At 53.4% G+C, this 11,880-nt stretch carries 12 protein-coding genes and 1 pseudogene; 3 read left to right on the top strand and 10 right to left on the bottom strand.

From position 1 onward, the window contains the following. Positions 1-50: 50 nt before the first annotated feature. Both deoA and deoC read right to left on the bottom strand, forming a co-directional pair. Positions 51-1,373 carry a thymidine phosphorylase gene (gene deoA, locus FDX04_RS14880; protein ID WP_137371164.1) on the bottom strand — a complete coding sequence of 441 codons (1,323 nt, stop codon included), beginning with the start codon at positions 1,371-1,373 and terminating at the stop codon, positions 51-53. A 107-nt stretch (positions 1,374-1,480) separates the two neighbouring features. Then, positions 1,481-2,260, bottom strand: coding sequence for a deoxyribose-phosphate aldolase (gene deoC / locus FDX04_RS14885; protein ID WP_042312514.1), 780 nt, complete (start codon positions 2,258-2,260; stop codon positions 1,481-1,483). A 261-nt stretch (positions 2,261-2,521) separates the two neighbouring features. On the opposite strand from deoC, the gene FDX04_RS14890 reads away from it, so the two are divergent. After that, positions 2,522-4,072: a YjjI family glycine radical enzyme gene (locus tag FDX04_RS14890; RefSeq protein ID WP_137371165.1), complete on the top strand. Its 1,551-nt coding sequence runs from the start codon at positions 2,522-2,524 to the stop codon at positions 4,070-4,072. Next, a complete protein-coding gene (locus FDX04_RS14895; protein WP_137371166.1) occupies positions 4,044-4,907 on the top strand; it encodes a YjjW family glycine radical enzyme activase in 864 nt (287 codons plus the stop codon). The genes FDX04_RS14890 and FDX04_RS14895 overlap by 29 nt, the downstream gene beginning before the upstream one ends. A 214-nt stretch (positions 4,908-5,121) precedes the next feature. Here FDX04_RS14895 and FDX04_RS14900 read toward each other — a convergent pair whose 3' ends face one another. From FDX04_RS14900 to holD, 8 genes are all read right to left on the bottom strand, one after another. After that, positions 5,122-5,898, bottom strand: a complete 777-nt coding sequence (locus FDX04_RS14900; RefSeq protein WP_137361769.1) for a metal-dependent hydrolase — start codon at positions 5,896-5,898, stop codon at positions 5,122-5,124. Continuing rightward, entirely contained in the window at positions 5,895-6,968 is a 1,074-nt protein-coding gene (locus tag FDX04_RS14905) for a patatin family protein (RefSeq protein WP_137361768.1), read from the bottom strand. The genes FDX04_RS14900 and FDX04_RS14905 overlap by 4 nt, the downstream gene beginning before the upstream one ends. A gap of 121 nt (positions 6,969-7,089) precedes the next feature. Next, positions 7,090-7,251: a DUF1328 domain-containing protein gene (locus FDX04_RS14910; protein ID WP_003019081.1), complete on the bottom strand. Its 162-nt coding sequence runs from the start codon at positions 7,249-7,251 to the stop codon at positions 7,090-7,092. 127 nt (positions 7,252-7,378) lie between these two features. Further along, positions 7,379-7,996 carry a molecular chaperone OsmY gene (osmY, locus tag FDX04_RS14915; RefSeq protein ID WP_137350431.1) on the bottom strand — a complete coding sequence of 206 codons (618 nt, stop codon included), beginning with the start codon at positions 7,994-7,996 and terminating at the stop codon, positions 7,379-7,381. 306 nt (positions 7,997-8,302) lie between these two features. Then, positions 8,303-9,892 carry a peptide chain release factor 3 gene (gene prfC / locus FDX04_RS14920; protein ID WP_137361767.1) on the bottom strand — a complete coding sequence of 530 codons (1,590 nt, stop codon included), beginning with the start codon at positions 9,890-9,892 and terminating at the stop codon, positions 8,303-8,305. A gap of 91 nt (positions 9,893-9,983) precedes the next feature. Continuing rightward, positions 9,984-10,664 carry a pyrimidine 5'-nucleotidase gene (yjjG, locus tag FDX04_RS14925; RefSeq protein WP_008786125.1) on the bottom strand — a complete coding sequence of 227 codons (681 nt, stop codon included), beginning with the start codon at positions 10,662-10,664 and terminating at the stop codon, positions 9,984-9,986. Positions 10,665-10,678: 14 nt separating this feature from the next. Beyond that, positions 10,679-11,125 (bottom strand): ribosomal protein S18-alanine N-acetyltransferase, encoded by a 447-nt coding sequence (gene rimI / locus FDX04_RS14930; protein ID WP_038636994.1) that lies wholly within the window; start codon positions 11,123-11,125, stop codon positions 10,679-10,681. Next, complete coding sequence (gene holD, locus FDX04_RS14935) at positions 11,094-11,507, bottom strand: DNA polymerase III subunit psi (RefSeq protein WP_038636992.1); 414 nt, start codon at positions 11,505-11,507, stop codon at positions 11,094-11,096. Before holD ends, rimI begins: the two co-directional genes overlap by 32 nt. Before the next feature lie 103 nt (positions 11,508-11,610). On the opposite strand from holD, the pseudogene FDX04_RS14940 reads away from it, so the two are divergent. Then, a pseudogene (locus tag FDX04_RS14940) lies at positions 11,611-11,880 on the top strand (hypothetical protein); the annotation flags it as partial.

Raw genomic sequence — 11,880 nt, forward strand, 5'->3', positions numbered from 1 at the left:
TTGTTCTCCATACATCTGCGCCGCAAAAAAGCGATCAGATCAGTATACAGTTATTCGGTTATACGACGATAGACTGTCGGTGTAATTTCTGGCGCTTTATCGTCAAGGCTGATTGCCGCTTTGACCGCTTTCGCCGCTTCCTGCCAGCTGGCTTCATCTTGCGCGTGGATCACTGCCAGCGGACGCTGTCCGTCTACGCTGTCGCCCAAACGGGCCATGTCACTAAAGCCGACGCTGTAATCAATGGTATCCGATGCCTGACGGCGTCCGCCGCCCATAGAAACGACTGCCATACCCAGCGCACGGGTATCCATCGCGCTGACGAAACCTTCGGTATCAGCATAGACGGCTTTACTGAGCATCGCCGTCGGCAGATACTTCGCATAGTTTTCGACGAAGTCGGTCGGGCCTTTTTGCGCCGCAACCATACGGCCAAAAATTTCCGCCGCTTTACCGTTGTCCAGCACCGCCTGCAATTTCGCGCGGGCTTCGGCGTCATCTTTCGCCAGATTGCCGGAGATCAGCATTTCCACACACAGCGCCATGGTGACGTCTAACAGACGTGGATTACGGTATTCACCGGTCAGGAACTGGACGGCCTCGCGGACTTCTACCGCGTTACCTGCGCTGGAAGCCAGCACCTGGTTCATATCGGTTAACAGTGCTGTCGTTCGTACACCCGCTCCGTTCGCCACGCCGACAATCGCTTCGGCAAGGGCTTCAGAAAGTTCATAGGTCGGCATAAACGCGCCGCTGCCTACTTTCACATCCATCACCAGCGCATCCAGCCCTTCCGCCAGCTTTTTCGCCAGGATAGAGCCGGTAATCAGCGGGATGGAATCCACCGTCGCGGTAATATCGCGGGTGGCATAAAAACGTTTATCCGCCGGTGCGAGCGAGCTGGTTTGCCCAATAATCGCCACACCCACGTCTTTAATAATTTCACGGAAACGTGCGTCGTCCGGGAAGATGTCAAACCCAGGAATCGCTTCCAGTTTATCGAGCGTACCGCCGGTATGACCCAGGCCGCGCCCTGAAATCATCGGAATATAGCCGCCGCAGGCAGCCACCATCGGACCTAACATCAGGGACGTTACGTCACCCACGCCGCCGGTAGAGTGTTTATCCACAATCGGGCCGTTCAGTTGCAGGCTTTTCCAGTCCAGCACGGTTCCTGAATCACGCATTGCCATGGTTAACGACACACGCTCGGGCATTGTCATATCGTGGAAGAAAATGGTCATCGCCAGGGCGGCGATTTGCCCTTCAGAGATGGTGTTGTCACGAATCCCATTGATAAAGAAACGAATTTCTTCATCGCTCAGCGCATGACCATCACGTTTTTTACGAATAATTTCTTGTGCGAGAAACACGTTAACCTCCCGATTATGGGCCGGGTAAGCAGTGCGCTCCCCGGCAAGTCGTATTGATGCCAGATGGCGGCTAGCGCCTTATCCGGCCTACGATGGGCAATTTAAACTTAGTAGCTGCTTGCGCTCTTACCGTCGCCGTGACCCAGCGCTTTTAGCAGGCTCGCCAACAGGCTGGATGCGCCAAAGCGGTAATGGCGAGAATCCGCCCAGTCGGCGCCAAACAGTTCGTCAGCAATCGCCAGGAACTGCTGCGCATCTTCTGCAGTACGCACGCCGCCAGCGGGTTTGAAACCAACGGTTTTAGAAACGCCCATATCACGGATCACTTCCATCATGATGCGAGCGCTTTCAGGGGTCGCATTGACCGGGACTTTACCGGTAGACGTTTTGATGAAATCAGCACCCGCTTTGATAGAAATTTCAGACGCTTTGCGAATCAGGGCTTCTTCTTTCAGCTCACCAGTTTCGATGATCACTTTCAGCAGCACGTTTGCCGCAGCACAGGCGTCTTTACAGGCTTTAACCAGGTCAAAACCAACCTGCTCGTTACCCGCGATCAGCGCACGATACGGGAACACCACGTCAACTTCGTCAGCACCGTAGGCAATCGCCGCGCGGGTTTCAGCCAGCGCGATCTCGATGTCGTCATTGCCGTGCGGGAAGTTGGTGACGGTGGCAATACGGATATCCGGCGTGCCCTGCTCTTTCAGAGTCTTACGCGCAACAGGAATGAAACGTGGATAGATGCAAATTGCTGCCGTGTTGCCAACCGGGGTCTTCGCCTGATGACACAGCGCGATCACTTTTTCATTGGTGTCGTCGTCATTCAGGGTGGTCAGGTCCATCAGTTTCAGGGCACGCAGGCTGCTTGCTGTTAAATCGGTCATAACATTCTCCAACGGCTTCGCCGTATAAAATTTCACCTTGCGAGTTTGTTAGTATTCTAACATCCGCTCGCCATTACACTTCGATATACATCACAGTTAATGAAAACCACATACAGATTTGCATTACTCTAATGAGATCTACTTCAAATAATTCACCTTTCCAGACACGATGGGGTGGCATCAGGCGCATCCGGATCAAAGGTTGGGGCGCTGTTGCTTTCTACAATGGCGCGATACCTTCGGCACATAAAGGAACCAACGATGCCCACTTCAAGCGAATTCGCGCTGCAACAGCGGTGCCAACAAATCGTGACCAGCCCGACGCTCAGTCCTGAGCAGAAACGCCACTTTCTGGCGCTGGAGGCTGAAAACGCGCTGCCTTATCCGCAACTGCCCGCTGAAGCCCGCCAGGCGCTGGATGACGGGGTGATCTGCGATATGTACGAGGGTCATGCCCCGTTCAAACCGCGCTATGTCTTACCCGACTATGCGCGTTTTCTGGCCAACGGTTCCTCATGGCTGGAGATTGAAGGAGCCAGCGACCTTGATGATGCGTTGTCCTTGCTCACCATCCTGTACCACCACGTTCCATCAGTGACCTCAATGCCGGTCTACCTCGGTCAGCTCGACGCCCTGTTGCAACCGTATGTTAGAATTCTAACACAAGATGAGATCGATATTCGAATAAAACGTTTCTGGCGTTATCTCGACAGGACCCTGCCAGACGCGTTTATGCATGCCAATATCGGCCCCGCCGATACGCCAGTTACCCGCGCAATTTTACGCGCAGATGCAGAGCTAAAGCAGGTTTCACCGAATCTGACATTTATTTATGATCCGCAAATCACCCCTGACGATCTGCTGCTCAACGTGGCGCAAAATATCTGCGAGTGCAGTAAGCCACATATATCCAACGGCCCCGAAAATGATAAAATTTTCACAAAAGGTCAGTATGGCGTCGTGAGTTGTTACAACTCTTTACCGCTCGCCGGAGGCGGCAGCACGCTGGTCAGGCTTAATCTGAAAGCCATCGCAGAGCGCAGCACCTCTGTCGATGACTTCTTTACGCGCACCCTACCGCACTACTGCCAGCAGCAAATCGCCATCATTGATTCACGATGTGAATTCCTCTACGAGAAATCACATTTCTTTGAGAATAGCTTCCTCGTGCAGGAAGGGTTGATTGATCCCGAACGTTTTGTGCCGATGTTCGGGATGTATGGTCTGGCGGAAGCGGTAAACCTGCTATGTGAAAAGGCAGGACAAAGCGCCCGCTATGGGAAAGATGCGTTCGCCAATCAGCTCGGATACCGCATTAGCGCCCAACTGGCGGAGTTTGTCGAACGCACACCGGTGAAGTATGGCTGGAAGCAGCGCGCGATGCTGCATGCGCAGTCGGGGATCAGTTCTGACATCGGCACCACGCCCGGCGCGCGTCTGCCTTATGGTGATGAACCTGACCCGATCACCCATCTGCAAACCGTCGCGCCGCATCACGCATATTATCACGCCGGGATCAGCGATATCCTGACGCTGGATGAAACCATCAAGCGTAATCCACAGGCGATGGTGCAACTGTGCCTCGGCGCGTTTAAAGCCGGAATGCGTGAATTCACCGCCAACGTGAGCGGCAACGATCTGGTCCGCGTCACGGGCTATATGGTACGCCAGTCGGATCTGGAAAAATATCGTGCCGAAGGATCTCGCACTAATACCACCTGGCTTGGTGAAGAGGCCGCACGCAATACGCGTATTCTGGAACGACAACCTCGTGTGATAAGCCATGAACAGCAGATGCGCTTCAGTAAGTAAACTGATCCCTTTCTCCTGCGTCGACGGACCGGGCAGCCGCCTGGCTCTGTTCCTGCAAGGGTGTAATCTGCGCTGTAAAAACTGCCACAATCCATGGACGATGGGGCGATGCAACGACTGCGGAGAATGTGTGTTGCATTGCCCGCATGAGGCGCTAAGCCTGAGTGCAGGGAAAGTATGGTGGCAGTCCGATGTGTGTCAGCAGTGCGACACCTGCCTGCACCTGTGCCCGCAGCAGGCGACGCCGATGGCGCAAACCATGAGCGTTGATCAGGTGCTGCAGCATATTCGCAAGGCAGTCCTGTTTATTGAGGGAATTACGGTCAGCGGTGGCGAAGCAACTACCCAGTTACCGTTTATTGTGGCGCTGTTTACCGCGCTCAAAAGCGATCCTCTGCTGCAACATCTGACCTGCATGGTCGACAGTAACGGCATGCTGAGCGAAACCGGCTGGCAAAAACTATTGCCGGTGTGCGACGGCGTAATGCTCGATTTAAAAGCGTGGGATAGCACGTACCATCGCCAGCTTACCGGGAGAGATAATACGCTGATTAAACAAAGCATTACCTTTCTTTCAAGGCAGGGAAAGCTTGCTGAGCTACGCCTGTTAGTGATCCCCGACCATGTGGATTATTTGCAACATATTGATGCGCTGGCAGCGTTCATTAAGCAGTCAGGCGACGTACCGGTGCGGCTGAATGCCTTTCATGCGCATGGGGTGTATGGCGAAGCAAAAGACTGGCCGAGCGCAACGCCAGAGGATGTGGAGCAGTTGGCGATAGGATTGCGCGAGCGTGGAGTAGATAACCTGATTTTCCCGGCGCTGTATCTGTGATTGCCGGATGCAGCTACATCATTTGCAGGCCGGAGAAAACACAGCTGCCATCCGACGAAGTTATGCCTGATGCGCTTCGCTTATCAGGCCTACGGAGCGCATACTTTTGTAGGCCGGATAAGGCGCAGCCGCCATCCGGCAAAAATATGCCTGATGCGCTTTGCTTATCAGGCCTACGAAGCGGACACTTTTGTCGGCTGGGTACGCAATCCAATCACATATTAAACAACGCCGTGGTATTACGATACAGCACGTCAGCGATCACGTCGGCAGGTTCCGGGCGCAGTTCGCATAAGACGTCAAAGACTCTGACTACCTGCTCCGGGCGGTTAGGCTGCCCCTGAAAACCATTGAGCGGCATGTCCGGCGCATCGGTTTCCAGCAGGAGTGATTCCAGCGGCAGTTGCGCCATCACCTCACGGGTTTTACTGGCGCGTGGATAGGTAATAGTGCCGCCAACGCCAATTTTGTACCCCAGTTGCACAAAGCGTTGCGCCTGCTGCAAACTCCCGGAAAAACCATGCACCACGCCGGTTCGTGGCAGATCATGGCGCTTCAGATGCATCGCCAATTTGTCATGAGTCCGTCGCGAATGCAGGATCACCGGCAGTTCGTAACGCTTCGCCAGTTTAAGCTGCGCTTCCAGCACCCGTTCTTGTTTATCAAATTGCGGATCGTCCCGGTAAAGATCCAGTCCAATCTCGCCTACGGCTACCAGCTTTTGCGGGCGCGTATCCAGCGCCTGCTGCAGTTGGTCCAGACTGTCATCGCCATGTTGTTCAATAACAATGGGATGCAGACCCAAAGCAGCAAACAACGGCGGATACTTTTCCGCTAACGCCAGTACGCGGGAAAAGTTTGCCGCCTGCGTCGCCGGAACAATGATGCAATTCACACCGACCGCCGCAGCACGTTGAATGCTGGCGGGCTCATCGTCAGTAAACGGCGGGAAATCAAAGTGACAATGTGTATCAATGAAGCGAAAACTCACGCCAGATCCTCGTTATCAAACGTTGTATCGTTAGCCTGAGGCGCATTGGTCACCACCGGCGCGTGGGCATCGTTGGCCACCGGTGCGGGAGGAACCACCACCGGTCCCGGCACGACAATCTTCGGCGTCTGACGAGGCAATGGCGCGTTTTTCGCCAACAACTTGCCGACGGTGGCCAGGAAGTAACGACCACACAAACGCCCGGTCTTATAGTCTTCTCGCAGCGCCGGAATACGGCTGCCCAGCGCCATGCTATGGAGCGGTTTTGGCGGATAGATCTCAAAGATTCGCAGCTTACCCGGCGGCTTTTCAATAAAGCTCTGGATCGCGCGATAGCTGGTTTCATGGTGCTGGACCAAATTCAGCAACGGTTGCAGACTGCTTTCGCCCAGCCAGCGCTCCATACGTTTAAACCACTGCGGGGTGTAGTACATTTGCGAAGGCACAGTGCGGATCACCACCAGCGTTTTTGCGCCGTGCTTCGCCGCCTCCTGCACGGGTATGGCATCGCTTACTCCCCCGTCCAGATAGTTCACACCGTCCAGCGCAACACCTGTGCGGTAGAATCCCGGAATAGCGCTGGAGGCGCGAATGAGATCGAGCCAGTTTTGTCGGTTCGGCGAAAAATAACCTGGTGTATAATCATCACCCCGACAGGCGCACATATAAAACGCTTTCCCTGCGGCAAACAAACGCTCGGCGTTATCCATCGCCAGCGGCATCTGGGATGCGGTCGAATCCACCAGCCAGTCGAGATCGATTAAGTTTCCCCCGCGCACAAAGCGTACCGGGTCAAAAAACTCACGACGGGTGGTGTAACGCATAATGACTTTACGGCCATAACCAGGCTGGTTACACAGATAGGCTGAAAGGTTTTGCGCACCGGCGGACGTCCCGTAGTAAAGGTCAAAGGGATTAAACTGCGCACGCATGAATTCATCCAGTACGCCAGCAGTGAAAATGCCTCTTTGTCCCCCGCCCTCACACACCAGCGCCATACTGCCTGGTTGGAACGGACGTAACGATAATGGCGCAATATTACCGAGCGTGACGGGTATTCTCTGCCCCACCTCTGCCTTCCTGTTGTTTTTGTAATAGAACAACAAAGTAACGCAAATTGCCTGACGCTAAAACCGTAAAAGCCAGTCCACTGGACTGGCTTGGTAGCAAGTTATCTTTACGGTTTACTTACTAGGGTCGTTTACGCCCTGTAAACAGGCTGACCAGAAACAGAATGATCCCCACCACGAAAACAATTTTCGCTGCGCCTGCAGCGGTACCAGCCAGTCCACCAAAACCCAGTGCGGCGGCAATTAACGCGATAACCAGAAATATGATGCCCCATCGAAACATGCGCTTCTCCTTTACCATAGTTAATGTCACCGCTTGTTATGAGCGCTCAGGCTGCTCATCGGCGATATTTTTAGTGTGGTGCACAACACGCCTCCCGACAAACGTCAGGAGGACGAATTAAGTCGAATTACTGAGTTTTAAGGTCGTTTTTGACGCTTTTCACGCCATCAACCGCTTTGGCGATGCTCTCAGCACGATCGCTTTGTGCTTTTGAGTCAACGGTGCCGGAAAGTTGAACCACTCCATCAGTCGTCTCTACTTTCACTTTACGGGAAGGGACAATGTCATCAGCCAGCAGTTTTGCTTTCACTTCGCTGGTGGTTGCCGTGTCGCCCGCATAGCCTTTTACTGAGGTGCTTTTGCTATCGCGTACGTGCAGTTTGTCGCTCACTGAGGTTACGCCCTCAACGCCTTTGGCCACTTTCACGGCTTCTTCAGCCTGTGTCTGGCTTTCAACAAACCCGCTTAACGTCACCACTTTCTGGTCTGTTTTCACGGAAATATCGGTGCTCTTGATGCTTTCGTGATCCACCAGCGCAGCTTTTACTTTTGCTGTGATAGTGCTGTCATCCATGAAATTACCGACTTTGTTCATAGAGCTATCGACTTTCTGCCCCGCACTTTCGACACCAGATTGCGCTTTATCCGTCGTGGCGTTTTCTGCAAAAGCAGAACCCGTTGCAACAGCGGAGGTCAGCATCACGGCCAGCAGCGTTTTAGAAATCTTAAGTCCTGTCATTGTCATCGATGTATTCCTGTATGTTTTGCTAAAAGCGATGGTCTGCCGTAAACGGCGTTAACCAGCAACTAATCTTGTAAGTGGAATAAATATCAGCAATAGAAGCTGCAACAGGCAGCCTAAAAAGCATTTAACGCCGATATTTATGTCATCACATTGTTAAATATAGTTCAGGATTTCGTGATCGCAGTCCGGATTGACTAAAAAACAGGCAAACAACAGAAAAACGAGAGGTTTTAAGAACATTCCGCAAGGGTTTTAAAAGACAGGGAAAGTTACCGGGCACGGCGGATACCGTGCCCTGGAAGGCGATTAGTGTTCGCGCGTTTTGCGGAACTGAACGTCAGGGTAACGTTCCTGGGTGAGATTCAGGTTAACCATGGTCGGTGCGATATAGGTGAGGTTATCGCCACCATCCAGCGCCAGCTGAATTTCGTTTTTACGCTTAAATTCTTCGAATTTTTTCACGTCAGAACATTCTACCCAGCGCGCGGTCGCCACGTTGACCGATTCATAAATCGCTTCAACGTTGTACTCGCTCTTCAGACGCGAAACTACCACGTCGAACTGCAGCACACCAACAGCGCCCACGATCAGATCGTTATTCGCAATTGGACGGAAGACCTGCACCGCGCCCTCTTCCGACAGCTGAACCAGCCCTTTCAACAGCTGTTTCTGCTTCAACGGATCTTTCAGGCGAATACGACGGAACAGCTCCGGCGCGAAGTTCGGAATACCAGTGAACTTCATCATTTCACCCTGGGTGAAGGTATCGCCGATCTGAATAGTGCCATGGTTGTGCAGACCGAGAATATCGCCCGGATACGCTTCTTCCACATGAGAACGGTCACCGGCCATAAAGGTCAGCGCATCAGAGATCACCACGTCTTTACCAATGCGCACCTGGCGCATTTTCATGCCTTTCTCGTACTTGCCGGAAACCACGCGCATGAACGCCACGCGGTCACGGTGTTTCGGATCCATGTTGGCCTGGATTTTAAACACGAAGCCGGTGAACTTCTCTTCTGAGGCTTCCACGGTGCGGGTATCAGTTTTACGCGGCATCGGCGCAGGCGCCCACTCCACTAAGCCGTCCAGCATATGGTCAACGCCGAAGTTACCCAGCGCGGTACCGAAGAAGACCGGGGTGATTTCGCCCGCGAGGAACAGATCATGGTCGAACTCGTTAGACGCGCCCTGCACCAACTCAAGCTCGTCGCGCAACTGCTGCGCCAGATCTTCACCCACGGCGGCGTCGAGATCCGGGTTATTCAGCCCTTTAACAATGCGCACTTCCTGGATGGTGTGGCCTTTACCCGTCTGGTACAGGTAAGTTTCGTCTTTATAAAGGTGATAAACGCCCTTGAACAGCTTCCCGCAGCCAATCGGCCAGGTGATCGGCGCACAGCCGATTTTCAGCTCGTTCTCGACTTCATCCAGCAGCTCCATCGGGTCACGGATGTCACGGTCGAGTTTGTTCATAAAAGTCAGGATCGGCGTATCGCGCAGACGGGTAACTTCCATCAGCTTGCGGGTACGATCCTCAACGCCTTTCGCGGCGTCGATAACCATCAGACAGCAGTCTACCGCCGTCAGAGTACGGTAAGTATCTTCGGAGAAGTCTTCGTGCCCCGGGGTGTCCAGCAGGTTCACCAGGCAGTCGTGATACGGAAACTGCATCACAGAGGTGGTAATGGAGATACCACGCTGCTTTTCCATCTCCATCCAGTCAGATTTTGCATGCTGGCTGGAGCCACGGCCTTTTACCGTACCGGCGGTCTGAATCGCCTGTCCGAATAACAGCACCTTTTCAGTAATGGTCGTTTTACCGGCATCCGGGTGAGAAATAATGGCAAAAGTGCGGCGCTTGGCCACCTCCTGCAAATAAGGAGACAACGTCATAATTCAATCTTCTTAGTAAACGCGGCAATGCGCCGCGCATGTTGAATACGAAAAATTGCGGCTATTTTACCCATCAACGGGGGGGAGGCAATCAGTGTTTACACAGGAGCTGCTCCAGTTCGCTTAATGACGCCACCGTCCAGGTCGGCTGAATGCCTGCTGGCTGCTCGCGATGGTGCGTATTTAGCCAGCAGGTGGATAGCCCGGCGTTAATGCCGCCCAGAATATCGGACTCTGCGGTATCGCCCACCATCAGCACGCGGGAACGATCAGGATTGCCCGCCTGCTCCAGCGCGTGGTCAAAAATACGGGGATCGGGTTTTGCCACTCCAACCTGCTCAGAAATCACCAGCAGATCGAAATAGTCGCGCAGCCCAGTCCGCTCAAGGCGGATTTGCTGCAACGCCGTAAAGCCGTTAGTAATGATACCGATTTTCGTTTTATCACGAATCGCATTGAGCAGAGAAACCGCCCCAGGCAACGGCGAGCAGATCTCCGCCATCGCATTGATAAATGCGTCATTAAGCTGGCCTGGTTCGACCTTCAGGCGTTCAGCCCAGCTCTGGAAACGGGCATGCTGCAGTTGTAATGACGTAATCGCGCCGTTTTGATAATCCACCCACAGCGGTTTATTCACGGCCTGGTAGTCCTGAAAATCTTCAGCGGTAAAGGTAATGCTATAGTCGAGAAACATCCGCTGTAAGCCGGTAAACGAGTCAAACGTAAACAGCGTTTCGTCGGCATCAAAGAAAATCCAGTCCCACTTCTTCATCATTACACCTTGTCTTACATGCTGATTGGCAATGCCATGATAATGGCGTCTTCATGACCATCGGCCGTCGGATAATAATTGCGCCGGATCGTCGCCTCGTTAAAGCCCAGGCTTTCATACAGCGCGATAGCGGCAGCATTTGAGGCGCGCACTTCCAGCCACAGCGTCAAAATGCCACGCTTTTCCAGCTCATCGATCAGGTGCTCCAGCAGCTCGCGCCCTAGGCCCTGGCGCTGAAAGTCAGGATCGACGGCGATATTGAACAGCGTAGCTTCATCCAGCACCACCTGCGTAATCGCAAAGGCGGCCATCACGTCGTCAACCCTCAACTGAAAATTGAGGTAGCGATCGCCCTGGTTGCTGGCAAATGTTTTTTCACTCCACGGAAAAGCGTGGGCGCGTTTTTCAATCTGAAATGCTGCAGGTAAATCAGTCGGTTCGAGGGAAGAAATCGTGTTCATATGCGCAGATTTGTTGCCATAACGCGGCACGGGCCGCTGGGTTTTCCCGTAATTCATTAAACGCAGGACTCTCGACCTGAGCGCCTTCCAGCAGCAGCGGCTCTTCGGTTCCCAGCCGCCAGCTATTACAGCGACTGCCCTGCGGTAGCATGGCGACACGGTCAGGCGTCAATTGTAAAACCTGATCCGGGCTGACGGTTATTGCGCGTAAAATATCGCTCATTAACGGTTCGGTTAGCGCGGGTAGCTGTGCAGCAACCATCACTAAACGGATATGCGCAGGAATGGAGATCGCGATTTCGCCCTGCAGTGCGCCAGGACGACGCAGCGACCACTGCGTAATGCCCAGTTGCTGTAACTGCCAGTCTCGTCGGGATGTCATAGCGAAACACTCCTGTCTATCAGGGGCGCAAATATAGCAAATTTGTCGAATCCATGCCATCAAACAACTATAATCCCCGGCTGTACAATTTAAGGAGCACTCCATGTCTGCTTTTACCCCGGCAAGTGAAGTCTTGCTGCGCCACAGTGATGATTTCGAACAAAGCCGTATTCTGTTTGCCGGTGATTTGCAGGATGACCTACCTGCCCACTTCGAAAGCGCCGCCAGCCGTGCGCACACTCAACAACTTCATCACTGGCAGGTGCTGAACCGCCAGATGGGTGACAACGTCCGTTTCAGCCTCGTCGCTAAGGCCGATGACGTTGCCGATAGCGATACGCTAAGGAAGGTGCGAATAAGCAGGTCATTTCTT

The sequence above is a fragment of the Citrobacter sp. wls615 genome (assembly GCF_005281355.1).
Taxonomy (GTDB): Bacteria; Pseudomonadota; Gammaproteobacteria; order Enterobacterales; family Enterobacteriaceae; genus Citrobacter; species Citrobacter werkmanii.

What these genes read in the sequence shown, in the direction of transcription:
- deoC (WP_042312514.1), bottom strand. Translation starts at nt 2,260, where the DNA reads ATGACCGATTTAACAGCAAGCAGCCTGCGTGCCCTGAAACTGATGGAC.
- FDX04_RS14890 (WP_137371165.1), top strand. Translation starts at nt 2,522, where the DNA reads ATGCCCACTTCAAGCGAATTCGCGCTGCAACAGCGGTGCCAACAAATC.
- FDX04_RS14895 (WP_137371166.1), top strand. Translation starts at nt 4,044, where the DNA reads ATGAACAGCAGATGCGCTTCAGTAAGTAAACTGATCCCTTTCTCCTGC.
- FDX04_RS14910 (WP_003019081.1), bottom strand. Translation starts at nt 7,251, where the DNA reads ATGTTTCGATGGGGCATCATATTTCTGGTTATCGCGTTAATTGCCGCC.
- osmY (WP_137350431.1), bottom strand. Translation starts at nt 7,996, where the DNA reads ATGACAATGACAGGACTTAAGATTTCTAAAACGCTGCTGGCCGTGATG.
- prfC (WP_137361767.1), bottom strand. Translation starts at nt 9,892, where the DNA reads ATGACGTTGTCTCCTTATTTGCAGGAGGTGGCCAAGCGCCGCACTTTT.
- yjjG (WP_008786125.1), bottom strand. Translation starts at nt 10,664, where the DNA reads ATGAAGAAGTGGGACTGGATTTTCTTTGATGCCGACGAAACGCTGTTT.
- rimI (WP_038636994.1), bottom strand. Translation starts at nt 11,125, where the DNA reads ATGAACACGATTTCTTCCCTCGAACCGACTGATTTACCTGCAGCATTT.
- holD (WP_038636992.1), bottom strand. Translation starts at nt 11,507, where the DNA reads ATGACATCCCGACGAGACTGGCAGTTACAGCAACTGGGCATTACGCAG.